23 protein-coding genes and 1 tRNA gene are annotated in these 25,010 nt (G+C 65.5%); 3 read left to right on the top strand and 21 right to left on the bottom strand.

What is annotated here, in order from left to right:
• Positions 1-182 precede the first annotated feature (182 nt).
• The 18 genes from nuoN to Q0P60_RS17235 all read right to left on the bottom strand — a co-directional run bounded on the left by nuoN (position 183) and on the right by Q0P60_RS17235 (position 17,759).
• Positions 183-1,643, bottom strand: a complete 1,461-nt coding sequence (nuoN, locus tag Q0P60_RS17150; protein ID WP_294996310.1) for an NADH-quinone oxidoreductase subunit NuoN — start codon at positions 1,641-1,643, stop codon at positions 183-185.
• Positions 1,644-1,658: 15 nt separating this feature from the next.
• Positions 1,659-3,167, bottom strand: coding sequence for an NADH-quinone oxidoreductase subunit M (locus Q0P60_RS17155; RefSeq protein ID WP_049437087.1), 1,509 nt, complete (start codon positions 3,165-3,167; stop codon positions 1,659-1,661).
• A gap of 23 nt (positions 3,168-3,190) precedes the next feature.
• The gene (gene nuoL, locus Q0P60_RS17160; protein WP_294996315.1) at positions 3,191-5,353 is read right to left on the bottom strand and encodes an NADH-quinone oxidoreductase subunit L; all 2,163 of its coding nucleotides are present in this window, start codon (positions 5,351-5,353) and stop codon (positions 3,191-3,193) included.
• Between the two features lie 7 nt (positions 5,354-5,360).
• Entirely contained in the window at positions 5,361-5,666 is a 306-nt protein-coding gene (nuoK, locus tag Q0P60_RS17165; RefSeq protein WP_005410454.1) for an NADH-quinone oxidoreductase subunit NuoK, read from the bottom strand.
• Positions 5,663-6,319, bottom strand: coding sequence for an NADH-quinone oxidoreductase subunit J (locus tag Q0P60_RS17170; protein ID WP_294996319.1), 657 nt, complete (start codon positions 6,317-6,319; stop codon positions 5,663-5,665). Before Q0P60_RS17170 ends, nuoK begins: the two co-directional genes overlap by 4 nt.
• 9 nt (positions 6,320-6,328) lie before the next feature.
• Positions 6,329-6,817, bottom strand: a complete 489-nt coding sequence (gene nuoI, locus Q0P60_RS17175) for an NADH-quinone oxidoreductase subunit NuoI (RefSeq protein ID WP_005417924.1) — start codon at positions 6,815-6,817, stop codon at positions 6,329-6,331.
• Between the two features lie 4 nt (positions 6,818-6,821).
• On the bottom strand, positions 6,822-7,916 hold the full coding sequence (gene nuoH, locus Q0P60_RS17180; protein WP_006458641.1) for an NADH-quinone oxidoreductase subunit NuoH: 1,095 nt from the start codon (positions 7,914-7,916) through the stop codon (positions 6,822-6,824).
• Positions 7,913-10,147, bottom strand: coding sequence for an NADH-quinone oxidoreductase subunit NuoG (gene nuoG / locus Q0P60_RS17185; protein WP_294996327.1), 2,235 nt, complete (start codon positions 10,145-10,147; stop codon positions 7,913-7,915). Before nuoG ends, nuoH begins: the two co-directional genes overlap by 4 nt.
• Entirely contained in the window at positions 10,144-11,484 is a 1,341-nt protein-coding gene (nuoF, locus tag Q0P60_RS17190) for an NADH-quinone oxidoreductase subunit NuoF (RefSeq protein ID WP_294996330.1), read from the bottom strand. Before nuoF ends, nuoG begins: the two co-directional genes overlap by 4 nt.
• Before the next feature lie 4 nt (positions 11,485-11,488).
• On the bottom strand, positions 11,489-12,016 hold the full coding sequence (gene nuoE / locus Q0P60_RS17195) for an NADH-quinone oxidoreductase subunit NuoE (RefSeq protein WP_100473470.1): 528 nt from the start codon (positions 12,014-12,016) through the stop codon (positions 11,489-11,491).
• A 97-nt stretch (positions 12,017-12,113) separates the two neighbouring features.
• Positions 12,114-13,421, bottom strand: a complete 1,308-nt coding sequence (locus Q0P60_RS17200) for an NADH-quinone oxidoreductase subunit D (RefSeq protein WP_294996336.1) — start codon at positions 13,419-13,421, stop codon at positions 12,114-12,116.
• Positions 13,418-14,164: an NADH-quinone oxidoreductase subunit C gene (locus Q0P60_RS17205; RefSeq protein ID WP_294996339.1), complete on the bottom strand. Its 747-nt coding sequence runs from the start codon at positions 14,162-14,164 to the stop codon at positions 13,418-13,420. The genes Q0P60_RS17200 and Q0P60_RS17205 overlap by 4 nt, the downstream gene beginning before the upstream one ends.
• A 33-nt stretch (positions 14,165-14,197) precedes the next feature.
• Positions 14,198-14,752 carry an NADH-quinone oxidoreductase subunit B gene (locus Q0P60_RS17210; RefSeq protein ID WP_005417936.1) on the bottom strand — a complete coding sequence of 185 codons (555 nt, stop codon included), beginning with the start codon at positions 14,750-14,752 and terminating at the stop codon, positions 14,198-14,200.
• Positions 14,743-15,099 (bottom strand): NADH-quinone oxidoreductase subunit A, encoded by a 357-nt coding sequence (locus tag Q0P60_RS17215; protein ID WP_008265012.1) that lies wholly within the window; start codon positions 15,097-15,099, stop codon positions 14,743-14,745. The genes Q0P60_RS17210 and Q0P60_RS17215 overlap by 10 nt, the downstream gene beginning before the upstream one ends.
• Before the next feature lie 111 nt (positions 15,100-15,210).
• Positions 15,211-15,295: transfer RNA gene (locus Q0P60_RS17220), tRNA-Leu, on the bottom strand.
• Between the two features lie 51 nt (positions 15,296-15,346).
• Positions 15,347-15,784, bottom strand: coding sequence for a preprotein translocase subunit SecG (gene secG, locus Q0P60_RS17225; RefSeq protein ID WP_014037951.1), 438 nt, complete (start codon positions 15,782-15,784; stop codon positions 15,347-15,349).
• Positions 15,785-15,815: 31 nt separating this feature from the next.
• Positions 15,816-16,571, bottom strand: a complete 756-nt coding sequence (gene tpiA, locus Q0P60_RS17230) for a triose-phosphate isomerase (RefSeq protein ID WP_294996345.1) — start codon at positions 16,569-16,571, stop codon at positions 15,816-15,818.
• 252 nt (positions 16,572-16,823) lie between these two features.
• Positions 16,824-17,759 (bottom strand): 2-oxoglutarate and iron-dependent oxygenase domain-containing protein, encoded by a 936-nt coding sequence (locus tag Q0P60_RS17235; protein WP_294996348.1) that lies wholly within the window; start codon positions 17,757-17,759, stop codon positions 16,824-16,826.
• A 195-nt stretch (positions 17,760-17,954) separates the two neighbouring features.
• On the opposite strand from Q0P60_RS17235, the gene Q0P60_RS17240 reads away from it, so the two are divergent.
• The 3 genes from Q0P60_RS17240 to Q0P60_RS17250 are packed head-to-tail and all read left to right on the top strand — an operon-like array spanning position 17,955 to position 21,849.
• Entirely contained in the window at positions 17,955-19,835 is a 1,881-nt protein-coding gene (locus tag Q0P60_RS17240; RefSeq protein ID WP_294996351.1) for a sulfatase-like hydrolase/transferase, read from the top strand.
• 18 nt (positions 19,836-19,853) lie between these two features.
• Complete coding sequence (locus Q0P60_RS17245) at positions 19,854-20,999, top strand: glycosyltransferase family 4 protein (RefSeq protein WP_294996352.1); 1,146 nt, start codon at positions 19,854-19,856, stop codon at positions 20,997-20,999.
• A complete protein-coding gene (locus Q0P60_RS17250) occupies positions 20,992-21,849 on the top strand; it encodes a polysaccharide deacetylase family protein (protein WP_294996354.1) in 858 nt (285 codons plus the stop codon). Before Q0P60_RS17245 ends, Q0P60_RS17250 begins: the two co-directional genes overlap by 8 nt.
• Positions 21,850-21,945: 96 nt before the next feature.
• Here the strand turns inward: Q0P60_RS17250 and Q0P60_RS17255 are convergent, their stop codons facing one another.
• The 3 genes from Q0P60_RS17255 to accD form a co-directional block, all read right to left on the bottom strand.
• Positions 21,946-22,428, bottom strand: coding sequence for an RcnB family protein (locus Q0P60_RS17255; RefSeq protein WP_294996357.1), 483 nt, complete (start codon positions 22,426-22,428; stop codon positions 21,946-21,948).
• A gap of 258 nt (positions 22,429-22,686) precedes the next feature.
• Positions 22,687-24,048, bottom strand: coding sequence for a phosphoglucosamine mutase (glmM, locus tag Q0P60_RS17260; protein WP_294996360.1), 1,362 nt, complete (start codon positions 24,046-24,048; stop codon positions 22,687-22,689).
• Positions 24,048-24,923 (bottom strand): acetyl-CoA carboxylase, carboxyltransferase subunit beta, encoded by an 876-nt coding sequence (accD, locus tag Q0P60_RS17265; protein WP_057495437.1) that lies wholly within the window; start codon positions 24,921-24,923, stop codon positions 24,048-24,050. The genes glmM and accD overlap by 1 nt, the downstream gene beginning before the upstream one ends.
• Positions 24,924-25,010 lie beyond the last annotated feature (87 nt).

Below are 25,010 nucleotides of genomic sequence, written 5' to 3' on the forward strand. Positions count from 1 at the left end.
ACCTGCGACCTTCGGGTTATGAGCCCGACGAGCTGCCAGACTGCTCCACCCCGCACCGGAAGTGTTTGAACTGCTGCCCTGCTCTTTCGAGGAGGGCTACCGCAACGATGTTCTGGCTGAACCGCTGCAGTGACAACTTAGGCTGCGCATATTACACGAATCGCGCAGCTTTGTGTCAACTTTTATGCAAGATGCGCAAATGCCTGCTGGCACCAGACCATGATCGGGTTCCAGGCCAGGCCCAGCGCCAGCAGCGCCAGCGCATTCACGCCCAGCACCAGGCCCAGCACGCGGTCGTTGCTGCGCGGCATGGCCTCGCCCACCGGCTCATCGAAGTACATGACCTTGATGACGCGCAGGTAGTAGAAGCAGCCGACCACGGCACACAGCACGCCGAGGATGGCCAGCCACAGCAGGCCGCCGTTGACGGCCGCGCCCAGCACCGCCAGCTTGGTCCAGAAGCCCAGGAACGGCGGGATGCCGGCCAGCGACGCCATGATGCACAGCACCAGGCCGGCCATCCACGGGTTGCGGGCATTCAGGCCCTTGAAGTCCTCGATGTTCTCGGCTTCAAAACCGGCCCGCGACAGCGCGATGATCGCACCGAAGGCGGCGGTGGACATGATGGCGTAGGCCAGTGCGTAGAACAGCGCGGCGGCATAGCCCTGCGAACCACCACCGGCGATGCCCATCAGCAGGAAGCCGATGTGCGAGACGGTGGAGAACGCCAGCATGCGCTTGAGGTTGCTCTGCGCGATGGCCATCAGGTTGCCGATCACCAGCGACAGCGCGGCCAGGCCGGCGATCAGCAGCTGCAGCTCGGTCGACAGCGGGCCCACGCCCATTTCCAGCAGGCGGTAGGCCATGCCGAAGGCGGCCAGCTTCGGCGCCGAGCTGATGAACAGCGCGATCGGCGCCGGGGCACCCTGGTACACGTCCGGCAGCCACATGTGGAACGGCGCGGCACCGAGCTTGAAGGCGACGCCGGCGATCATGAACACCGCGCCGGTGATCAGCAGCGCGCGCTCTTCCGAGTGCGGGATGGCGTCACGGATGACATCCAGGTGCAGGCTGCCGGTGGCGCCGTAGATCAGCGACATGCCGTACAGCAGCAGGCCCGAGGCCAGCGAGCCCAGCACGATGTACTTCATCGCCGCTTCCGACGCCAGGCCGCTTTCGCGGTTGCTGGCGACCAGGGCGTAGGAGCACAGCGCCAGCAGTTCCAGGCCCAGGTAGACCATCAGCAGGCTGCCGGCCGAAACCAGGATCATCATGCCGGCGGTGCCGAACAGGATCAGCACCGGGATCTCGCCCTGGAACAGGTTGCGGTCACGCAGGTAGCGCCAGCCATAGACCAGGGTCAGGCCGCTGAGCAGCACGATTCCGGTCTTCATCACGTCCGCGGCGGTATCGCGCACGAACATGCCGTGGAAGACCTCGCCCTGCCCGCCCACGCCGGTGGCCAGCATGAACAGCACCACGGCCAGCGCAGCGAGCGAGAACAGGTGGGTGACGATCTTGTTCCGGTTGCTGACGAACAGGTCGAGGATCATCAGGGCGAAGGCGCTGCCGATCAGCACCAGCTCGGGAGCGAGCGGTGGCAGGTCAGCGGCGGTCAATGGCAGCAGCGGCGAGGTGGTCATCATCAAATCCTGGAATTACAGCAGCTTGCTGGATGCGATCTGCATCGCCAGCTTCGCGATCGAGGGCTCCATCAGGTCGGTCAGCGGCTTGGGGTAGATGCCCAGGGCCAGCACGCCGATGGCGAACACGCCCAGCACCAGCCACTCGCGGCCGTTGATGTCCTTCAGTTCGGCCACGTGGCTGTTGGCCACTTCGCCGAAGAAGATGCGCTTGTACAGCCACAGGGTGTAGGCGGCACCGATGATCAGGGTGGTGGCCGCGCCCAGGGCGATCCACGGATTACGCTGGAAGGCCGACAGGATGACCATGAACTCGCCGACGAAACCGCTGGTGCCCGGCAGGCCCGCATTGGCCATGAAGAACAGCATGGCGAAGGTGGCAAACCACGGCATCACGTTGACCACGCCGCCGTAATCGGCGATGCGGCGGCTGTGCATGCGGTCGTACAGCACGCCGACGCAGGAGAACATCGCGCCGGACACGAAGCCGTGCGAGATCATCTGCACCATCGCACCCTGCAGGCCCAGGCGGGCTGCATCGGCATTGCCGGCTTCACGCACCAGCCACAGGGCGATGAAGGTACCCAGGGTGACGAAGCCCATGTGCGCGATCGACGAATAGGCGATCAGCTTCTTCATGTCGTCCTGCACCAGGGCGACCAGGCCGACGTAGATCACCGCGATCAGCGACAGCGCGATCACCAGCCAGGCCCATTCCTGCGACGCATCCGGAACGATCGGCAGGTTGAAGCGCAGGAAGCCGTAGCCACCGATCTTCAGGGCGATGGCGGCCAGGATCACCGAACCGGCGGTCGGCGCTTCCACGTGGGCATCCGGCAGCCAGGTGTGGACCGGGAACATCGGCACCTTGACCGCGAAGGCGATCAGGAAGGCGAAGAAGATCCAGGTCTGTTCCTTGGCCGACAGCGGCAGCGCGTACAGGTCGGCCAGCTGGAAGCTGCCGCCCTTCATGTACAGGTAGATTAGCGCCACCAGCATCAGCACCGAGCCGAGGAAGGTGTACAGGAAGAACTTCAGCGCTGCGTAGATACGGCGCGGGCCACCCCAGACACCGATGATCAGGAACATCGGGATCAGCATCGCCTCGAAGAACACGTAGAACAGCATCGCGTCCGTGGCCGAGAAGATACCGACGGTGACGCCTTCCAGGATCAGGAAGGCCGCCACGTACTGGTTGACGCGCTTGTCGATGGCGCTCCAGGCGCCGATCAGGGCAAGCACGCTGACCAGGGTGGTCAGCAGGATCAGCGCCACGGCGATGCCGTCCACGCCCAGGTTGTAGCCGATCTTGTACGCCGGGATCCAGGCATGGGTCTCGACGAACTGCAGACCGTCGATGCCCGCGTTGTAACCGCTCAGCAGCGAGAGGCTCGCCACGAAGGTCAGCACCGCGACGCCCAGGGATGCCCAGCGGGCGGTCTGCGCATCACGGATCGCAAGGATCAGGGCGCCACCGATGATCGGCAGCCAGATGAGGACACTGAGTAGAGGCCAGTTCGACACGTCTTCTTATTCCGTACAGGTCATCAACGCAGGTAATGCATCAGCACGCCCAGCAGGGCAATCAGGCCGATGATCATCGCGAAGGCGTAGTGATAGAGGAAACCGGATTGGGTACGACGCAGCACGCCGGCTGCGACGTCCACAACACGTGCCGAGAGATTGACCACGCCGTCGACGATGTTGCTGTCGATCCAGCGCGAGACCCTGCCGAGCTTGACGCTGCCACCGGCAAAGCCATCGATCCACAGCTTGTCGAAGCCGTACTTGTTTTCCAGCACCGACACCAGCGGAGCAAAGGTCTTGCGAGCCTTGCCCGACAGGTCCGGCTTCCACAGGTAGAACAGTGCGGCCAGCAGGAAGCCCGCAACGGTCAGCATGAACGCCGGAGCCATCATGCCGTGCAGCGCGAAAGCGACCGGGCCATGGAACTCTTCGCCCAGGAAGCCGATGGTGTTCCTGGCCGGGTCGTAGAAATCGACGACGCCGGTGAAGAACGTGTGCGCCTGGCCCTTGATGGCGTCGTGCGCGTGGTGGCCGGCCCAGTCGGTGCCGTACAGCATCGGGCCGATGCTGAAGAAACCGATGGCGATCGACGGGATGGCCAGCAGGATCAGCGGCAGGGTCACCACCCACGGGGTTTCGTGCGGCTCATGCGGACCGTGACCATGGCCGTGGTCGTCGTGATGCGCGTCACCGTGGTGGGCGTCGGCGGCATGGTGATCGTCATGGCCGTGGCCATGGTCATCATGCGCGTCGCGGAAGCGTTCCTTGCCGTGGAAGGTCAGGAACAGCAGGCGGAAGCTGTAGAAGCTGGTGACGATCACGCCACCCAGCACTGCCCAGTAGCCATAGGTGGCCACCCAGTTGTTGGACAGGTGCGCGTGCAGCTCGGCCGCCTCGATGATGGTGTCCTTCGAGTAGAAGCCGGAGAAGAACGGCGTACCGACCAGCGCCAGGGTACCGATCCACATGGTGATGAAGGTGATCGGCATGTACTTGCGCAGGCCGCCCATCTTGCGCATGTCCTGCTCGTGGTGCATCGCGATGATGACCGAGCCGGCGCCCAGGAACAGCAGGGCCTTGAAGAAGGCGTGGGTCATCAGGTGGAACACGGCCGCCGAATAGGCCGACACGCCCAGTGCCACCGTCATGTAGCCCAGCTGCGACAGGGTCGAGTATGCGACCACGCGCTTGATGTCGTTCTGCACGATGCCGATCAGGCCGGTGAAGAACGCGGTGGTGGCACCGATGAACAGCACGAAGTTCAGCGCGGTCTGCGACAGCTCGAACAGCGGCGACATGCGGGTGACCATGAAGATGCCCGCGGTCACCATCGTCGCGGCGTGGATCAGTGCCGAGATCGGGGTCGGGCCTTCCATCGAGTCCGGCAGCCACACGTGCAGCGGTACCTGGGCCGACTTGCCCATCGCACCGATGAACAGGCAGATGCAGATGACCGTGGCGATCGACCAGATCACCGGTTCGTTCAGCAGCTGCATGCCGAGGATCGTGCCGTCCCAGATCTGCAGCTGGGCGCGCGGGTCAGCCAGCATGCCGGCCTGCGAGAACACCTGCGAGTAATCCAGGGTGCCGAACACCCACAGCACGCCGGCGATGCCGAGCAGGAAGCCGAAGTCACCGACGCGGTTGACCAGGAACGCCTTCATGTTGGCGAAGATGGCGGTCGGGCGCTTGAACCAGAAGCCGATCAGCAGGTACGACACCAGGCCCACCGCTTCCCAGCCGAAGAACAGCTGCAGGAAGTTGTTGCTCATCACCAGGGTGAGCATCGAGAAGGTGAACAGCGAGATGTAGCTGAAGAACCGCTGGTAGCCCGGATCGTCCTGCATGTAGCCGATCGTGTAGATGTGGACCAGCAGCGACACGAAGGTCACCACCACCATCATCATCGCGGTCAGCTTGTCGACCATGAAGCCGACATGGGCCGAGTACTGGCCGACTTCGAAGAACGTATAGAGGTTCTGGTTGAACGGCTGCGCCCCGCCCCACAGCAGCTGGTAGAGCGTGTACATCGACAGGCCGCAGGCAACCGCGACGCCGAGGATGGTGATGGTCTGTGCGCCGAAGCGCTTGACCTGGCGACCGAACAGGCCGGCGATGATGCTGCCGAACAGCGGTGCGAGCACCACTGCGATCAACAGACTCTTGGAGAGAGTGATTTCCATCTGTGGATCAGCCCTTCAACGAATCGACTTCGCCGACATTGATCGTGCGGCGGGTACGGAACAGGGTCACCAGGATCGCCAGGCCGATGGCGGCTTCCGCGGCGGCGACGGTCAGGATGAAGAACACGAACAGCTGGCCGGACGGATCGCCCAGCTGGCGCGAGAACCCGACGAAATTGATGTTCACCGACAGCAGCATCAGTTCGATCGACATCAGCAGGACGATGACGTTCTTCCGGTTGAGGAAGATGCCGGCCAGGCTGATCGCGAACAACACCGCGCCCAGCGCAAGCATGTGGCCAAGGGTAATCACGGCTGGGTCTCCTCGCCGGCGGCCGGCTTGCTGTTGCTGTGCACGACCGGTGCTTCGGCGCCCATCTTGACCATGCGCAGGCGCTGGCCGGCCTTGACCATGGTCTGCTCGCCCGGGTTCTGGCTCTTCACGCCGGTACGGCGGCGCAGGGTCAGCATCACGGCAGCCACCACGGCCACGGTCAGGATGACGGCAGCGAACTCGAACGGCAGCAGGTATTCGGTGAACAGCGTGCGTGCGAGCCAGGTCACGTTGGACGTGTCGGCGGCGACCGCAGCGGCGTTGTCGGCCGGGAACGGGGTGACCGAGCGGGCCTTGACGCCGATCAGGATCAGCATCTGCGCCAGCATTGCCACGGCGACGATGAGGCCGACCGGCAGGTAGCGCACCCAGCCCTCACGCAGCTTGGTGGGGTCGATATCCAGCATCATCACCACGAACAGGAACAGCACCATCACCGCACCGACGTAGACCAGCACCAGTGCCACGCCGAGGAACTCGGCACCCACCAGCAGCCACACGCAGGCAATGGAGAAGAAGGTCAGCACCAGGCACAGCACGGCGTGAACCGGGTTGCGCACGCTGATCACCGCACCGGCCGAAACCGTTGCCGCGATGGCGAACACCCAGAAAGCGATATTTACCCAATCCATCTCTCGACCTCAGCGGTAAGCGGCATCGGCGGCGCGACGCTCGGCGATCTCGGACTCGAGACGGTCGCCCAGGGCCAGCAGCTGCGGCTTGGTAACGATGTTTTCGCCACGATTCTCGAAGTGGTACTCGAGGATGTGGGTTTCGACGATCGAGTCCACCGGGCAGCTTTCTTCACAGAAGCCGCAGAAGATGCACTTGAACAGGTCGATGTCGTAGCGGGTGGTACGGCGGGTGCCGTCTTCGCGCTTGGCCGAATCGATGGTGATGGCCAGGGCCGGGCACACCGCTTCGCACAGCTTGCAGGCGATGCAGCGCTCTTCACCGTTGGGATAACGGCGCAGGGCGTGCAGGCCACGGAAGCGCGGCGACTGCGGGAACTTCTCCATCGGGTACATCATCGTGTACTTCGGCTTGAAGCTGTACTTCAGCGTCAGCCAGAGACCGGCGAGCAGTTCGAGCAGCAGCAGGCTCTTGAAGTAATGGGTAATCCTGTTCATCACTTTAGACGCCCTTTTGAATCACGCCGAAGAACACCATGACGGCGGTAACCGCGATCCACAGAATGGCCAGCGGGATGAAGACCTTCCAGCCCAGGCGCATGATCTGGTCATAGCGGAAGCGCGGGAAGCTGGCACGGAACCAGATGTAGGCACTGGCGAAGAAGAACACCTTGACGAACAGCCACGGTGCACCGCCCTTCCAGATCCAGTCGACCAGCGGCGAGACATCGCCGAAGTTGACCCAGCCCTGGACCGGGCTCAGCCAGCCGCCGAGGAAGAAGATCGAGATCAGGAAGCTGATCAGGATCATGTTGGCGTATTCGGCCAGGAAGAACAGCGCGAAGGCACCGCCCGAGTACTCGACCATGTGGCCGGCGACGATTTCCGATTCGCCTTCCACCACGTCGAACGGCGCGCGGTTGGTTTCCGCCACGCCCGACACCCAGTAGATGACGAACAGCGGGAACAGCGGCAGCAGGAACCAGTCGAAGAAGCCGGAGCTGCCGGCCTGCGCCATCACGATGTTGCTCAGGTTCAGGCTGCCCGACGCGATCATCACGCCGACCAGGGCGAAGCCCATGGCGATTTCGTAGCTGATCATCTGCGCCGAGGCGCGCATCGCACCCAGGAACGCATACTTCGAGTTGGAGGCCCAACCGGCCAGGATGATGCCGTAGATGCCCAGCGAGGTCATCGCCAGCAGGTACAGCAGGCCGGCATTGGCGTTGGACAGCACGATCTGCGAATCGAAGGGCACCACCGACCAGGCCGCGAAGGCCGGGGCCAGGGTGATCAGCGGGGCCAGCAGGTAGATCGCCTTGTTGGCGCTGCTCGGCTGCACCACTTCCTTGAACAGCAGCTTGAAGACGTCGGCGAAGGCCTGGAAGATGCCCATGCCCACGTACATCGGGCCGTGGCGGACGTGCATCCAGCCGATCAGCTTGCGTTCCCAGACCACGTAGAAGGCCACCGAGATGATCACCGGAACGGTGATCACCAGGATCTTCAGGATGATCCAGATCAGCGCGCCGATGTCACCGAGGCCAAGCAGCCACTGGTGCAGCGGATCGACCGCGTTCAACAGCAATTCGTTCATGCAGCCACCACCGTTACGCGAGCGGCACCCAGCGGCGCGGTCGCGCCGTGGCCCGATTCAATCCAGACCGAACCCGCAGCGACGCGGGCGTCGACCACCACCGGCAGGGTGGCCTTGCCGGCATCGGTGCCGACCTTGGCCATCTGCCCATCCTGCAGCTGCAGGCGAGCGGCATCTTCAGCGTTCAGCACGATGCGCGGGGCGTTGTTGAGCGGATGCGACTGCAGCGCCGGGGCGCGCCGGACCACCGCATCGGTGCGGTAGATCGCGGCGGTCGAAGCCACTTCCAGGCCTTCGCCGGCAACCACCGGCTGCGCCGAAGCGGCAACGGCGACCGACATCGGGGCCAGGCTGGCGCGCAGGCCGGCCAGGTCGGTGAAGTCGAAACCGGCCACCGCCAGGTCGCCGCCCAGGGCACGCAGCACGCGCCAGCCTTCACGCGCCTCGCCCGGCAGCTTGCCGCCGGCACGCGCCGACTGCTCGCGACCATCGAGGTTGGTCAGGGTGGCGTCGATTTCCGGCAGCGCACCGATCGGCAGGATCACGTCGGCGACGTCGCGGGTCGAGGCACAGGCGAAGTGGCTGAAGGCCACGACCTGGGCAGCGGCCAGCGCCTTGCGCGCGGCGGGGGCATCGGCGAAGTCCAGGCCCGGCTCCAGGCCATACACCACGTAGGCCTGGCGCGGCTGCGCCAGCATTGCAGCGACGTCCTTGCCGGCAGGCAGCACGCCGGCGCGGGTCAGGCCGACTGCATTGGCACCCTGCGGGATGCGGCACAGCTTGGCACCGGTGGCTGCGGCGAACTCACGTGCGGCAGCGCGGATCGCGGCAGCCTGCGGGTGGTTCTCGGCGATGCCGCCGACGATCAGAACGATGTTGTTGCCGCCCTGCACCGCCGAGCGCAGCTCGGCGTTGGCCAGCGCGTCAACGAACTTCGACGGCGCAACGATCTGCTTGCCGGCGATGCTGAAGGCGAAATCGAAGTCCACCGGGTTGACGACGTGGATCTTCGCGCCGTTGGTGGTCTGTGCCTTGCGCAGGCGGGCATGCAGCAGCGGCAGTTCGTGGCGGATGTTGCTGCCCAGAACGACGATACGGTCGGCGCCTTCGATCTCGGCCAGCGGCAGGCCGAACACTTCGGCAGTCGCGGCGTCGGAGAAATCGCGGTTGTTGATGCGGTGGTCGATGTTGCTCGAACCCAGGCCCTTGGCCAGGCGGGCCAGCAGCGCGCCTTCCTCGTTCGAGGTCGACGGGTGCACCAGCACGCCAAGGTTGTCGCCCTGGTTCGCCTTGAGGATCTCGGCGGCCGCGGCCAGGCCTTCAGCCCAGCTCACTTCCTTCCACTCGCCATTGACCTTGCGCAGCGGCTTGACCGCACGGTCTTCGCTGTACAGGCCCTGGTGCGAGTAGCGGTCACGATCGGACAGCCAGCACTCGTTCACCGCTTCGTTGTCGCGCGGCACGGTCCGCAGCACTTCGCCGCGGCGCACGTGCAGGAACAGGTTCGAGCCCATCGCGTCGTGGTAGCCCAGCGACTCGCGCGCAGTCAGTTCCCACGGGCGGGCGCGGAACTGGAACACCTTGTTGGTCAGCGCACCGACCGGGCAGACATCGACGACGTTGCCGGACAGCTCGGTGGTCAACGGCTTGCCATCGAAGGTGCCGATCTGCAGGTTTTCACCGCGGTACATGCCACCCAGCTCGTAGGTACCGGCCACGTCCGCGGTGAAGCGGACGCAGCGGGTGCACTGGATGCAGCGGGTCATCTCGGTGGCGACCAGCGGACCCATGTCCTCGTCCGGCACCACGCGCTTGCGTTCGTTGAAGCGGCTGACCGAACGGCCATAGCCCAGCGACACGTCCTGCAGCTCGCATTCGCCGCCCTGATCGCAGATCGGGCAGTCCAACGGGTGGTTGATGAGCAGGAACTCCATCACCGAGCGCTGGAACTTCAGCGCCTTTTCGCTGCGGGTGGCGACCTTCATGCCGTCCATCACCGGGGTGGCGCAGGCCGGCGCCGGCTTCGGCGACTTCTCCACGTCCACCAGGCACATGCGGCAGTTGGCGGCGATCGGCAGCTTCTCGTGGTAGCAGAAGCGCGGAATCGAAATGCCGGCCTTGTCGGCCGCCTGGATGATCATCGAACCCTTGGGTACCACCAGCGACTTGCCATCGATTTCGATGGTCACGTGATCCGGTGGCACGTTCGGGTTTACGGGTTGCGCGCTCATGCGGCGGCTGCCTCCACCTTCTTGCCGTCAACCATCGAATGACCGTTGACGATGTAGTACTCGAATTCGTCCCAGAACTGGCGCAGGAAGCCCTGGATGGGCCATGCCGCCGCTTCACCGAACGCACAGATGGTGTGGCCTTCGATCTGGCCGGCCACCGCCTTCAGCTGGTGCAGGTCTTCCATCGTGGCCTTGCCGGCGACGATGCGCTCCAGCACGCGGTGCATCCAGCCGGTGCCTTCACGGCACGGGGTGCACTGGCCGCACGATTCCTTGTGGAAGAACTGGCTGATGCGGCAGGCGAACTTGACGCAGCAGACGCTGTCATCGAGCACCACGATCGCACCCGAACCCAGGCCCGAGCCCAGTGCGCGGATGGTGTCGTAGTCCATCGGCAGGCCCTTCAGCTCGGCCGCGGTCAGCACCGGCATCGACACGCCGCCCGGGATCGCGCCCTTGAGCTTGCGGCCCGGGCGCAGGCCACCGGCCATTTCCAGCAGGTCGTCGAAGGAGGTGCCGAGCGGCACTTCGAAGTTGCCGCCGTTCTGCACGCAGCCGGACACCGAGAAGCACTTCGGGCCGCCGTTGGCGGTCAGGCTCAGGCCCTTGAACCACTCCGGACCGTTGCGGATGATCGCCGGCACCGAACCATAGGTTTCAGTGTTGTTGATCGTCGACGGCTTGCCGTACAGGCCGAAGTTGGCCGGGAACGGCGGCTTGTAGCGCGGCTGGCCCTTCTTGCCTTCCAGCGATTCCATCAGCGCGGTTTCTTCGCCGCAGATGTACGCGCCGGCGCCCAGCGCACCGTAGATGTCGATATCCACGCCCGAGCCCATCACGTTCTTGCCCAGCCAGCCGTTCGCGTAGGCGTCGGCCAGGGCCTGCTCGAAGTGCTCGAACGGCTCGTGGTGGAACTCACCGCGCAGGTAGTTGTAACCCACGGTCGAACCGGTGGCGTAGCAGGCAATCGCCATGCCTTCCACCACCGAGTGCGGGTTGTAGCGCAGGATGTCGCGGTCCTTGCAGGTGCCCGGCTCGGATTCGTCCGAGTTGCAGAGGATGTACTTCTGCATGTTGCCCTTGGGCATGAAGGACCACTTCAGGCCGGTCGGGAAACCCGCGCCACCGCGGCCGCGCAGGCCCGAGGCCTTGACCATCTCGATGACCTGTTCCGGCGGGATCTTCTCTTCGAGGATCTTGCGCAGGGCAGCGTAGCCACCGGTCTTCAGGTAGCTTTCGTACGACCAGGGGGTGTCGTAATGCAGGGTGGTGTAGACCACCTGGTGCGGCAGCGGCGCGGGGCCGACCGGACCCTTGGATTCGTGGTGATGTGCCATGCCCTTACTCCAGCCCGTCCAGCAGCTCGTCGACCTTTTCCAGGGTCAGACGCTCATGGTAGTGACCGTTGATGACCATCATCGGCGCGCCACCGCAGCCGGCCAGGCATTCTTCCTCGCGCTTGAGGTAGACGCGGCCGTCCGGGGTCGATTCACCGTGCTTGATGCCCAGCTTCTTCTCGCAATGGCGGACGATGTCCTCGGCGCCGTTGAGCCAGCAGCTGATGTTGGTGCAGATGGCCACGTTGTTGCGGCCCACCTTCTCGGTCTCGAACATCGAGTAGAAGCTGGCGACCTCGTAGGCCCACACCGGCGGCAGGTCAAGGTACTTGGCCACGGCGGCGATCAGCTCGTCGGTCAGCCAGCCCTCGTTCTGCTCCTGGGCCGCATGCAGGCCCTGCAGCACGGCAGAGCGCTTGCGGTCCGGCGGGAACTTGGACAGCCAGTGATCGATGTGAGCGCGGGTCTTGTCGCTCAGCACCACCATCGGGTCGACGTCGCGCGCCGCCTCGAAATTACCTGTCGCCTTCATCGGCCGACCTCAGCGAAATGCATAACGTGAAATTCCAGAAACTGCGGCGCCGGCTTGCGCCGGCTGCCTGCAGCGGGCGTTGGCGTGGCGGACGGCATTACCGGTCAACCTCGCCGAACACCAGGTCGTAGGTACCGATCATCGCCACCACGTCGGCCAGCATGTGGCCGCGCACGATCGAATCGATCGAGGACAGGTGGGCGAAGCCCGGTGCACGCAGGTGCACGCGGAACGGCTTGTTGGCGCCGTCGGAGACCAGGTAGCAGCCGAACTCGCCCTTCGGCGCTTCAACCGCCGCATAGGTCTCGCCGGCCGGAACGCAATAGCCTTCGCTGAACAGCTTGAAGTGGTGGATCAGCGCTTCCATGTCGTCCTTCATGTCCTCGCGCTTGGGCGGAGCGACCTTGAAGTTCTTGACCATCACCGGGCCGGGGTTGGCCTTCAGCCAAGCCACGCACTGCTTGATGATGCGGTTGGACTCGCGCATTTCGGCAACGCGGACCAGGTAACGGTCGTAGCAGTCGCCTTCCTTGCCCAGCGGAATATCGAAATCGACGGCATCGTACTTGGCGTACGGGCGCTTCTTGCGCAGGTCCCAGGCGATGCCCGAGCCGCGCAGCATCACGCCGGTCATGCCCCACTGGTGGGCCAGTTCAGGGGTGACCACGCCGATGCCGACGGTACGCTGCTTCCAGATACGGTTGTCGGTCAGCAGGGTTTCGTATTCGTCGATGCGCTTGGGGAACTCGACGGTGAAGTTCTCCAGGAAGTCGAGCAGCGAACCTTCGCGGGCGGCGTTGAGGTTCTTCAGGGCCTTGCCCTTGTGCCAGCGCGATTCCTTGTACTTCGGCATCTGGTCCGGCAGGTCGCGGTAGACACCGCCCGGACGGTAGTACGCCGCGTGCATGCGCGCGCCGGAGACCGCTTCATAGCAGTCCATCAGCTCTTCGCGCTCGCGGAAGGCGTACAGCATCACCGCCATCGCACCCAGGTCGAGCGCGTTGGAGCCCAGCCACATCAGGTGGTTGAGGATGCGGGTGATTTCGTCGTACATGGTGCGGATGTACTGCGCACGCTCCGGCGCCTCGATCCCCATCAGGGTCTCGATCGCGCGCACGTAGGCGTGCTCGTTGCACATCATCGACACGTAGTCCAGGCGATCCATGTAACCGATCGACTGGTTGAACGGCTTGGACTCGGCCAGCTTTTCGGTACCACGGTGCAGCAGACCCACGTGCGGGTCGGCGCGCATGATGGTTTCGCCGTCCATTTCCAGGATCAGGCGCAGCACGCCATGCGCGGCCGGATGCTGCGGGCCGAAGTTCATGGTGTAGTTGCGGATTTCCTGCCGTGCTTCGGCCGGATTGCTCGCGAACGCTTCGCGGGCCTGGTGGAACTCGCTCACTTCACTGCCTCCTGCGCGCGCTCACCGGCTGCGGTCTGCAGACGGGCGTCGTCACGGATCACGCGCGGCACGCCGACACGCGGCTCCACCGAGGTGACCGGTTCGTAGATCACGCGCTTCTTTTCTTCGTCGTAGCGGACTTCGACATTGCCGATCAGCGGGAAGTCCTTGCGGAACGGATGGCCGACGAAACCGTAGTCGGTCAGGATCCGGCGCAGGTCCGGGTGGCCTTCGAAGATCACGCCGTACAGGTCGAACGCTTCGCGCTCGAACCAGTTCAGGCCCGGCCAGATGCCGGTCAGCGAGGACACCACCGGCAGTGCTTCGTCAGGGGCGAAGCAGCGCAGGTGCATCATCAGGTTGTGCTGGTACGAACGCAGCTGGGCGACCACGGCGAAGCGCTGGGTCGGCATGTGCTGCGGGCGGGCACCATCGGCACTCTCCTCGCTGGGGAATTCACCCCATGCGAAGCGGCCCTGGGCCTTGCCTTCGACGCCACGGCTGAAGCCCTGCGAGGACACGTCGGCGGTGTCCCATTCGTCGGAGCCATAACCAAGGTAGTCGACGCCGCACAGATCCACGGCCTGTTCGAAACCAAACTCGTCACGCAGCGCCAGGGCGGTGGCGTGCCACTCGGCGGCAGGCACTTCCAGCGTCACTTCGCCGCGGGGTTCGACCACGATGACCTTCGCACCTGCGAAACGTGCGGAGAGTCGGTCGATGAAGGATGCTTGCTCTGCCATGGGGGCTTGGCGCGCTCTTGTCAGGTGAGGGGGTCAGCGGGCGATGGTCTGTGTACGCCAGATCTTCTTCTGCAGCTGCAGGATCCCGTACACCAGCGCCTCGGCGGTCGGCGGGCAGCCCGGGACGTAGACGTCCACCGGCACCACGCGATCACAGCCGCGCACGACAGAATAGGAGTAGTGGTAATAGCCGCCGCCATTGGCGCAGCTACCCATCGAGATGACCCACTTCGGGTCCGGCATCTGGTCGTAGACCTTGCGCAGCGCCGGGGCCATCTTGTTGACCAGGGTACCGGCCACGATCATCACGTCGGACTGGCGCGGCGACGGGCGGAATACCACGCCGTAGCGGTCAAGGTCCAGGCGCGCGGCGCCGGCGTGCATCATCTCGACCGCGCAGCAGGCCAGGCCGAAGGTCATCGGCCACATCGAGCCGGTGCGCGCCCAGTTCAGCAGTGCGTCGACGCTGGTGGTGACGAAGCCCTTCTCCAGCAGCGGGTTGTCGCCTTCCGGCCGCAGGATGTCATCAACCCGGCCTTCCGGCGACGGGTTGTTCATGAGGCCATCGAGAGTCTGAATCACTCCCATTCCAGCGCTCCCTTCTTCCAGACGTAAATGAAACCGAGGAACAGCATGCCGACGAACAGGCCCATGGTGATGAGCGAACGGGCACCCAGTTCCATGAAGACCTGGGTCCACGGCACGATGAAGATGATTTCCAGGTCGAAGACGATGAACTGGATCGCGATCAGGTAGTAGCGCACGTCGAACTTCATGCGCGCGTCTTCGAAGGCCTCGAAGCCGCACTCGTACGGCGACAGCTTTTCCAGATCGGGGCGGCGGGGACCGAGGAATCGACCAACCAGCATCAGCGTAATGCCGATACCGGTGGCAACGATCAGAAACAGCAGAGACGGCAAATATTCGGCCAGCACAGCGATTCTCTCTTGCCTCTGCCGCTGCGCCTGCAGGCGCTTTGGCATGGGGGAGTGGACGGGAATCTGCCTGGCGCCTTGCGCGCCAGACGAACCCGCTTTACTTACAAATGGTGCCCAAGAGGGGACTCGAACCCCTACGACTTGCGTCGCTACCACCTCAAGGTAGTGCGTCTACCAATTCCGCCACCTGGGCAAACGATCACATCAGACTATCTTCCCGATGCGCCGCGTATTGTAACCGGCTTCAGTCTTTCTGGGAGCCTTCCGAAGGCTTTTCTTCACCAGAAACCGAAGATTCCGCCTTAGCCGGCACATTCGCGGCCGGAACCGGGGCGGCCGGGACCGCATCGGCCTTCGGAACGGCCGGCAGTTCGCCCGCCGGGGCCGCCGGAGCGGTCGCCGCCGGGGCGGACATCAGCCCCAGATCCTGGTCGGCCGCCGGGCGGGTGCCGTGACCGGCATACCAGGCCATGAAGAGGCTGATGCCGAAGAACACGACAGCCAGCCACTTGGTCGACTTGGACAGGAAGTTCGAGGCGCCGCGCGCACCGAACACCGTACCCGAGGCACCGGCGCCAAAGCCCGAACCCGCCGCCGCACCCGAGCCACGCTGCATCAGGATCAGCGCGATCATGGCCACAGCGACCAGCACGTAGACGACATTGAGGATCAACATCAGCATTGGAAACCGCCCTCGGACAATACTTCTAGGATTAGTTCGCGGCCGCCGCCCTTGCGATGGCCAGGAAGTCCGCGGCCACCAGGGAGGCGCCGCCGACCAGCCCACCATCGACATCCGGCTGCGCGAACAGTTCCCCGGCATTGTCGGGCTTCACGCTACCGCCGTAAACAATGGGCAGTGAATCAGCGATTCTAGCATCGATACGCGCGACTTCGCCACGGATGAACGCGTGCACCTGCTGCGCCTGCTCCTTGCTGGCGGTGCGGCCGGTGCCGATGGCCCAGACCGGCTCGTAAGCAACCACGGCCCTGGCGAAACCCTCCGCCCCGACCCGTTCCAGCACGGGGGCCAGCTGGCCGGCGATGACCGCCTCGGTCTGCCCGGCTTCGCGCTGTTCCAGGGTCTCGCCCACGCACAGCACCGGCACCAGGCCGGCATGCAGGGCGGCGGCGAACTTGCGGGCGACCAGTTCGCTGCTCTCATGGTGGTACTGGCGGCGCTCGGAATGGCCGACCAGGCCATAGCCGGCGCCGACCTCGACCAGCATCGCCGCACAGACCTCACCGGTGTAGGCCCCCTTCTCGTTGCTGCTGACATCCTGCGCGCCAAAGGCCAGGCCGGTGCCACCGAAGTCTTCGACCAGCTCCCCCAGGTACGGCAGCGGCGGCAGGATCACCACCTCCACCCCGTCCAGCGGCAGCCCGGCGGCCACCTGCCCCAGCAGTTCATTGGCGAATTGACGGCTGCCATGCAGCTTCCAGTTTCCGGCGACGATCTTGCGGCGCATGAGCGGGTGGCTCCTGTGTGAAGTCAGCCGGTCATGATACCCGCTGCAACAAAAATCCGTTTCCGTGTAAGCGGTTACATGGATTTCCAGCCAACGGCGCAGCCCCTCGTGGCGGGGCTGGGGTGCTGGGGTCAGATCCCTTTTCCTAGGGAAAAGGGGTCCGACCCCCTCCCCTCATTGGCTTCGGCCCCTGCGGGTGCAGGGCACAGCCCCGCAAAGAGAAAGGCCGCCTTTCGGCGGCCTCACTTCGGGTTACTTCAGCTTGATCTCGCGCAGGCGTTCCTCAAGGAAGCCGTGGGCGGTGATCGGCTCCGGATACCGGCTCGGATTGTCCGCCGTGATGCAGGACGGCAGCACGTCGATCAGGAAATCCGGGTTCGGATGCAGGAAGAACGGCACCGAGTAGCGCGGCTGGCGCGCCAGCTCACCCGGGGGGTTGACCACACGGTGGATCGTCGACGGATACACATGATTGGTCAGGCGCTGCAGCATGTCGCCGATGTTGACCACGATGGTGTCCGCGTCCGAGGTGAACGGCACCCACTCGCCCTCGTGCGACTGCACTTCCAGGCCCGCGGCGCTGGCGCCGACCAGCAGGGTGATGAAGTTGATGTCGCCATGGGCACCGGCACGCACGTTCGGGATGTCGTCGGTGGTGATCGGCGGGTAGTGGATCGGGCGCAGGATCGAGTTGCCGAAGTTGGTCTTGTCGGCGAAGAAGTCTTCCGGCAGGCCGATGTGCAGGGCCAGCGCCGACAGCACGCGCGAACCCAGGTTGTCCAGCGCCTGGTACAGGCCATAACCGCGCTCACGGAAACCGTCGACCTCGCTCGGCCACAGGTTCGGCGCCATCACCTCACGGTACTTGGAGTCATCGGCGATTTCACGGCCGATGTGCCAGAACTCCTTCAGGTCGAAATGCTTGGAACCCTTGGCCGTCTCCACGCCGAACGGGGTGTAGCCGCGGGCGCCACCGCTGCCGGCCACGTGGTACGTGCGCTTGACCTCGTCCGGCAGGGCGAAGAAGGCCTTGAAGACATCGTAGGCCGCGTCGATGTCGGCCTGCGGGATGCCATGGTTGCGGATGCCCGCGAATCCCCATTGGCGGTAGGCCGCGCCCAGCTCGGCCACGAAGGCCTCGCGGTCGCTGTCGAAACGGGTGATGTCGAGGGTGGGGATCTGGCTCACAGCGGTTCCTGGCTTGTCGTTGGGTCTGAGGGGGCCTGCGCATTCATGGCCCGCCTGAACATTGTGACAGATCGACCGGCGGACGTACTCGATACAAGGAAACAAACCGATACAATGCGCGTCCCGCGCGCATTTAACGAATCCCTCACGTTGGCGGCGCACCGCCCCTCCGCGCCCTCTCGACCCGCCCGCCCCATGCCCACCGCTGCAGACGCCCCCGCCCTCCTCCTCGCCGGCCCGGATCGCCGCTGGCGTCGGCTCGCGTGGTGGTCCCTGTTCGTGCTGGGCAACGCCGTGCTGGCGACCATGATCACCCTCGGCAATGTGCCGTTGCGCGACAACCCGGGCGGCAACCAGGGGCTGGCCTACCTGGCGATTGCCCTGCCCGGCCACCTGCTCGCCTTCGGTGCGCTGGCCGGCCTGCTGCCAGTACTGCTGGGCCTGTGGCCGCGCAGCGCGCGCACGCTGAGCATCAGTGCCGTGCTGCTGCAGGGCCTGTGGCTGTGCCTGCTGCTGGTCGACGCCAAGGTGTTCACCCTGTATCGCTTCCACCTCAATGCCATGGTGGTGAACATGGTGTTCGGCGGCGCGCTGCAGGACCAGGTCGCGCTGTCGTGGAAGACCTGGATGCAGGCGGGCGTGCTGGTGGCGGCCATCTTCACCGCCGAGGGCATCCTGGCCTGGGCGTGCTGGAAGCTGCTGCCGGCCCTGCCGCGTCGGCGCCGGGTGCTGCAGGCCTGGGCGGTGGTCGCCCTGCTGATGGCCGGCGGCCAGGTGGCCACGGCCTATTTCGATGCGCGTGGCGACCGTGACGTGATCGCCCAGTGGAACTACCTGCCGTGGGCGCAGCCGATCACCGCCAAGAGCTTCATGCGCAAGCTGGGCGTGGTCAGCGAGCAGCAGGTCGGCCTGCCTGATCCGCGCCACGCACAGCTGCTGTATCCGCTGCAGCCGCTGCGCTGCCAGAACCCGCATCGGCCCAACGTACTGATGGTGGTGCTGGAATCGCTGCGCCACGACGCCCTCACCGCGCAGATCATGCCGAACACCTCGGCCCTGGCGAACAACGCGCGCGTCTACGACCAGCATTTCAGCACCGGCAATGCCACCCGCTATGGCCTGTTCGGCCTGCTCTATGGCCTGCCCGGCGGCTACTGGCAGAGCATGCTCGACGAGCAGCGCGGCTCACAGCTGTTCAAGGTGCTGGGCCAGCAGGGCTACGACCTGCACCTGTACGGCAGCGCGCCGATGTACAGCCCGGAATTCGACCGTACCGCCTTTGCCGATGTCCGCGACCAGCTGCACCAGGGTCCGTCGGAACTGGGCTCGGAAGGACGCGACCGCAGCATCGTGGCCTCGCTGCAGAAGGACATCCGGACCAGCCAGGCCGCGCACAAGCCCTGGTTCGGCTTCGTCTTCCTCGACTCCACCCACGCGCCCTACCACATGCCCGCGGGCTATCCGCCGCTGGCCACGCCGATGGCGCAGGAAATCGACTTCCTCAAGTTCGGCCCCGACCACGACCCGACCCCCGAACTGAACCGCTACCGGACCGCCGTGCACTATGCCGACAGCCTGGTCGGCGCACTGCTGGACGATCTGCGCGCGCAGGGCCTGGAGCAGGACACCATCGTGCTGGTCACCGGCGACCATGCCGAAGAATTCAACGACCTGAAGCTGAACTACTGGGGCCACAACGGCAACTTCTCCGACTACCAGCTGCAGGTGCCGTTCGTGCTGCACTGGCCCGGCAAGGGCAACGCCCATGAAGCGCGGGTCAGTTCGCACGAGGACTGGGTACCCACCCTGATGCGCCACGCACTGGGCTGCGAGAACGCACTGACCGACTTCAGTACCGGCCAGGACCTGTTGGCCGAGCCGGCAGGCGAGCGCGCGCTGGTGGTCGAAAGCTGGTCGCAACGTGCCGTCCGCCATGGCGATGCCATCTACGTATTCGACAAGTTCGGCAACGCAACCGCAGTGGACCGGCACTACCGTCCGCTGCCGCAACAGGCCCCGGATGCCACTGCCGTCCGTACCGCATGGGAAGCGCTGACCCGCTTCCGCAACCGCTGAGCCCAGAGGATGGTTCCCATGAAACGCCCGTTGCGCATCCTGCATACCGAAGCTGCCAAAGGAATGGGCGGCCAGGAGATCTACATCTTCCGCCACATGCAGGTCATGCGGGCACGTGGCCATGACGTATCGCTGCTGTGCCAGCCCGATGCTCGGCTGGCCCAGCTGGCGCGCGATGACGGTTTCACCGTGCACACGCTGCGCATGGGCGGCCTGCCGCGGCTGCTGCGAGGCATCTGGTCGGTAGCGCGCCTGGTGCGCCGTGAGCGCTACGACGTGGTCAACACCACCAGCCGTCGTGACGCGCTGATCGCCGCCGCCGGCGCGCGCCTCGGCGGCACCCCGCTGGTGGTGCGTTCCCGCCACCTGATGAGCCCGGTCAACTCACTGCTCACCTACACCGGGCTTCCGCACCGGATCATCACCGTCAGCGAGTTCGTCAAGCAGTTGCTCGTGGACCGCGGCATTGCTGCCGAGCGCATCGGCATCCTGCCGCCGATGGCGATGCCCCCGCGCTGGGACGTGTCCGGACAGGCCGACCCCTGGCAGGCCCTGCAGGACGCCCGCGCCCAGGTGCGTAGCGAACTCGGCTTCGGCGAGCGCGACATCGTGGTCGGCTGCGTGGCCGTGCTGCGCGAGCCCAAGGGCCATGCCGAGCTGCTGCGCGCCATTGCACCGCTGTGCAAGGCCAACCCCGACCTGCACCTGGTGGTGGTTGGTGACGGCGAGCCGGTGATGGGACGGCTGCAGGCCCTGCGTACCGAACTCGACCTGGAACGGCAGGTGCATCTGCTCGGCTTCCGCAGCGACGCCCACCGGCTCATGGCCGGCTTCGACATCTTCGCGCTGGCCACCCACAAGGAGGCGGCCGGCACCGTGTTCCTGGAAGCCGCGCAGGCGGCGCTGCCGATCGTCTCGCACCGCGTTGGCGGCGTACCTGAAATGCTGGTGGACGGCAGCAATGCCATTCTCACCCGGCTCGGCGATGATGCGGCCCTCACCGGAGCGTTGCGGCTGCTGGTGGATGATCCGGAACGGCGGCGGCAGATGGGCCGTGCCGGCTGGGACTGGGTGCGCGGCAGCGCGCGGTTCAGCGCGGTCGGTCATGGTGAAGCCACCGAGAACTACTACCTGCAATGGCTGAAGGAGCTGGCTCATGGCTAATGCCAGGACCGTACCGGTGCTGATGCACCACCATGTCAGCAACTCGCCGGGCATGATCACCGTGTCCCCGGAGAACTTCGAGAGCCAGATCGCCTGGCTCGCACGCAACGGCTGGACGTCGCTGACGCTGGACCAGTACGCCGGCTTCCTGGCAGGCAAGCCGGTGCCACGCAGATCGATCGTCATCACCTTCGATGACGGCTACCTGGACAATTGGGTCTACGCCCATCCGATCCTGCAGAAGTACGGCATGCATGCGGTGGTGTTCGTGGTTACCGGCTGGATGCATGATGGCCCGCTGCGCCCGCACGCGGGCATTGAAGGCGCCGTCCTGCCGGCAACGCCGGAGCATCGTGCCTGCGAGGACCTGATCTACACGCAGGGCCGCAGCGACGAGGTGATGATGCGTTGGAGCGAGGCGCGAGCGGCGATCGAAGCCGGCACCTTCGAGGTCCATTGCCATACCCATACCCACACCCGCTGGCTGAAGCGCAGTGACCTGGACCGCGCACAGCGCCGGGAAGGGATCAGTGGCGACCTGGCGATGGCCAGGCAGACGCTGCTGGAGAAGCTGGGCGAGGTCTCCGATACGCTGTGCTGGCCGTATGGTGACTTCGACGATGACTACATCGAGGTGGCACGCGAGCAGGGCTTCCGCTACCTGCACACCACCCATCCGTTCGGCCGCAATGTGGTCGGGGGTGATCCGGAGCACATCTACCGTTTCGCGATCCGCAACCGACCGGCCAGCTGGCTGCGCAAGCGCATCGCGTGGAGCTACAACCCGCTGATCGCGCCGCTGTTCAATGGCTTCAAGGCACGCCAGAAAAAGATGGTGCCGGGCCCATAATCGGCGCGCGAATGCCGGCCCAGGCGCGGCGCACCGCTGAGCGCGCGCGCCGCGCCTGCCTGCCTGCGCCGTCATGCCGCAGGCAGGCATCGCGGGTCAGAAGAAGCGCCCGTACACGACCTGCACGATCTCACTATTGCCAGTATTGATCAGCAGCGCATCCGGCCCATAACGGACCCATTCGTAGCCCATCGGCGGCATGTCCAGGCCAAACAGCCAGAAGTCGTTGAGGATGTAGTCGCCGACCCAGTAAGGGCGCGGCAGGATCTGGCCGTAGTGCCACCGCTGGTACGCATAGCCCACGGGCGGATGATAGGGCCCGATGCGGAATGCATGGTCGGCGCGGAAGTTGTGCCGATACTCATCACGGAACGCCGGTCGAGCATTGCCCAGTTCCCGCGGGCGCTCCATCCGCGGATACCCCCAGGGCGCGCGCATCGGCTCTTCGCGCCCGGCAGACATGTGCGGGCCGCCTTCGGGACGGCGCTCGGCACTGGCAACGGAAACGCCACCCAGCAGCGGCAGCACCAGCAGCGCACCTGCCAGCAGGCAGCGGCTGTAGCGCAGTGAGGTGTTCATGGTCATGGTCCTTGCAACGAAAGTAGAAGGATGGAGCGCGATCCGCCCCGACCGGATCCCGACCCGCGCATATCCTGCGTCGATGCCTGGGATCCTGATTCCGTGGATACGCCCGGTTTCGTTCAAGGCACGTCACAAAGCGCCCAGCGGCAGCTGAACGCGATCCTGGGTAGCATGCGGTTCAGCCACTGAAGCGCAGAAAGCGACATGGCCGCAGAAGCGGCCATGTCGGGGTTGCAGGAGGTAGCGTCAACGGACTCAGGCGGCGGCTTCGCGCACCGCGGCGGACAGGCGGTCCAGCGTCTCCTGCATCAGGGTCGCATCATCGGCCTCGACCGTGACCCGAACCACCGGCTCGGTGCCGGATGGGCGCAGGAACGCACGCCCGCGGCCGGCCACCGACTGCTGCGCCACCAACAGAGCGGCCTGCACGCTGTCAGCCTGCACCGTGGCCTTGGCCGAGACATTGCCGAGCCGTACGTTGACCGTCTTCTGCGGCACCCGCACCAGCCCCTTCAGCGCCTGGCGCAGGGTCTGGCCGCTGTTGCGCAGCGCCACCAGCACCTGCAGGGCACTGACGATGCCGTCGCCGGTGGTGGCCCGGTCCAGGCACAGCAGGTGGCCGGAGGCTTCGCCACCGAGCACGCCGCCGCCTTCGATCAGCGCCTGGTGCACGTAGCGATCACCGACGTTGCTGCGCACGAACGGAATCTGCAGGTCTGCGAAGGCCTTCTCGACGCCGTAGTTGCTCATCAGCGTGCCGACCACCGGGCCGCGCAGGCGGCCTTCGGCCTTCCATGCACGGGCCAGGATGTACAGCAGGTCGTCACCGTCGACCGGGTTGCCCTGGTCATCGGACATCAGCACGCGGTCGCCATCGCCATCGAAGGCGATGCCCAGATCGGCACGCGTCTCGCGGACCTTGGCCGCCAGGTTGTCGATATGGGTGGACCCCACGCCGGCATTGATGTTGACGCCGTTCGGCTCGGCACCGATGCCGATCACCTCGGCGCCCAGTTCGCGGAACAGCAGCGGCGCGATCTGGTAGGTGGCGCCATGGGCGCAGTCGAGCACCAGGCGCACGCCGCGCAGGTCGAACGCGCGCGGCACGCTGGCCTTGCAGAACTCGATGTAGCGGCCGACCGCTTCGCGCGCACGCGCTGCCTTGCCCAGCTTGTCCGATTCGGCGGTACTGAACGGAACGTCCAGTGCCGCTTCCAGGGCCAGCTCGGTGGCGTCGTCAAGCTTCTCGCCCTGGGCGGAGAAGAACTTGATGCCGTTGTCGTAATGCGGGTTGTGCGAGGCACTGATGACGATGCCCGCGTCCACGCCCAGGGTACGGGTCAGGAACGCGACCGCCGGCGTCGGCATCGGGCCGAGCAGCTGCACATCGGCACCGGCCGCAACCAGGCCGGCTTCCAGCGCCGCTTCGAACATGTACCCGGAGATGCGGGTGTCCTTGCCGATCACCACGATCGGCCGGCGCCCGTCCTGGCCGCGCTGGGCGACCAGGACACGGCCCAGGGCGTTGCCCAGGCGCAGCACGAAGTCGGCCGAGATCACGCCCTGGCCGACCCGCCCGCGGATGCCATCAGTACCGAAGTACTTGCGGCCCCCCATCACGCCACCTCCGGCGCCGGTTGGCGACCCAGCATCGCCAGCAGGTCCGCCAGGCGATCGCGCAGCTCGCGGCGGTCGCAGATCTGGTCGATGGCACCGTGCTCGAGCAGGAACTCCGAGCGCTGGAAGCCTTCCGGCAGTTTTTCACGCACGGTCTGCTCGATCACGCGCGGGCCGGCGAAGCCGATCAGCGCCTGCGGCTCGGCGATGTTGATGTCGCCCAGCATCGCAAACGACGCCGATACGCCACCGGTGGTGGGATGGGTCAGCACCGAGATGTACGGCAGGCCGGCCTCGCGCAGCTTGCCGAGCGCGGCCGAGGTCTTGGCCATCTGCATCAGCGAGAACAGGCCTTCCTGCATGCGCGCGCCGCCACTCTGCGAGAAGCACACGTACGGCGCACCGATTTCGACCGCGGTTTCGGCGGCCAGCGCGAAGCGCTCACCCACCACCGAACCCATCGAACCGCCCATGAAGGCGAAGTCGAACGACGAGGCCACCAGGGCACGGCCCTTGAGCAGGCCGCGCATGGCGATCAGCGCGTCGTATTCGCCGGTGTTCTTCTGCGCGATCTTGATGCGCTCGCTGTACTTCTTCTGGTCCTTGAACTTGAGCAGGTCGGTCGGGCCCAGCCGCGCACCGATCTCGGTGGTGCTGTCGGCATCGAACAGCGCCGCCAGGCGCGCACGCGCGCGGATCGCCATGTGGTGGCCGCACTTCGGGCAGACCTCCAGGTTTTCTTCCAGTTCCGGACGGTACAACGCGCTGCCGCAGTTGCTGCACTTTTCCCACAGGCCCTCGGGGACACTGCGCTTCTTGCTGGGGGTGTTGTCGGTGCGGATGCCGGACGGCATCAACTTGCTGAGCCAACTCATGCGGGAGGACACTTCCGTTCAGGGCGGCCCGGGGGCCGCAAAGGCGGACAGTCTAGCTCCGCTTTCCCCGCCCGTGCACCCCCTTGC

The organism is uncultured Stenotrophomonas sp. (assembly GCF_945952405.1).
In the GTDB taxonomy this organism is placed as follows: Bacteria; Pseudomonadota; Gammaproteobacteria; order Xanthomonadales; family Xanthomonadaceae; genus Stenotrophomonas.

What these genes read in the sequence shown, in the direction of transcription:
- nuoN (WP_294996310.1), bottom strand. Translation starts at nt 1,643, where the DNA reads ATGACCACCTCGCCGCTGCTGCCATTGACCGCCGCTGACCTGCCACCG.
- nuoL (WP_294996315.1), bottom strand. Translation starts at nt 5,353, where the DNA reads ATGGAAATCACTCTCTCCAAGAGTCTGTTGATCGCAGTGGTGCTCGCA.
- Q0P60_RS17170 (WP_294996319.1), bottom strand. Translation starts at nt 6,319, where the DNA reads ATGGATTGGGTAAATATCGCTTTCTGGGTGTTCGCCATCGCGGCAACG.
- nuoI (WP_005417924.1), bottom strand. Translation starts at nt 6,817, where the DNA reads ATGAACAGGATTACCCATTACTTCAAGAGCCTGCTGCTGCTCGAACTG.
- nuoH (WP_006458641.1), bottom strand. Translation starts at nt 7,916, where the DNA reads ATGAACGAATTGCTGTTGAACGCGGTCGATCCGCTGCACCAGTGGCTG.
- nuoG (WP_294996327.1), bottom strand. Translation starts at nt 10,147, where the DNA reads ATGAGCGCGCAACCCGTAAACCCGAACGTGCCACCGGATCACGTGACC.
- nuoF (WP_294996330.1), bottom strand. Translation starts at nt 11,484, where the DNA reads ATGGCACATCACCACGAATCCAAGGGTCCGGTCGGCCCCGCGCCGCTG.
- nuoE (WP_100473470.1), bottom strand. Translation starts at nt 12,016, where the DNA reads ATGAAGGCGACAGGTAATTTCGAGGCGGCGCGCGACGTCGACCCGATG.
- Q0P60_RS17205 (WP_294996339.1), bottom strand. Translation starts at nt 14,164, where the DNA reads ATGGCAGAGCAAGCATCCTTCATCGACCGACTCTCCGCACGTTTCGCA.
- Q0P60_RS17210 (WP_005417936.1), bottom strand. Translation starts at nt 14,752, where the DNA reads ATGGGAGTGATTCAGACTCTCGATGGCCTCATGAACAACCCGTCGCCG.
- secG (WP_014037951.1), bottom strand. Translation starts at nt 15,784, where the DNA reads ATGCTGATGTTGATCCTCAATGTCGTCTACGTGCTGGTCGCTGTGGCC.
- tpiA (WP_294996345.1), bottom strand. Translation starts at nt 16,571, where the DNA reads ATGCGCCGCAAGATCGTCGCCGGAAACTGGAAGCTGCATGGCAGCCGT.
- Q0P60_RS17240 (WP_294996351.1), top strand. Translation starts at nt 17,955, where the DNA reads ATGCCCACCGCTGCAGACGCCCCCGCCCTCCTCCTCGCCGGCCCGGAT.
- Q0P60_RS17245 (WP_294996352.1), top strand. Translation starts at nt 19,854, where the DNA reads ATGAAACGCCCGTTGCGCATCCTGCATACCGAAGCTGCCAAAGGAATG.
- Q0P60_RS17250 (WP_294996354.1), top strand. Translation starts at nt 20,992, where the DNA reads ATGGCTAATGCCAGGACCGTACCGGTGCTGATGCACCACCATGTCAGC.
- Q0P60_RS17255 (WP_294996357.1), bottom strand. Translation starts at nt 22,428, where the DNA reads ATGAACACCTCACTGCGCTACAGCCGCTGCCTGCTGGCAGGTGCGCTG.
- glmM (WP_294996360.1), bottom strand. Translation starts at nt 24,048, where the DNA reads ATGGGGGGCCGCAAGTACTTCGGTACTGATGGCATCCGCGGGCGGGTC.
- accD (WP_057495437.1), bottom strand. Translation starts at nt 24,923, where the DNA reads ATGAGTTGGCTCAGCAAGTTGATGCCGTCCGGCATCCGCACCGACAAC.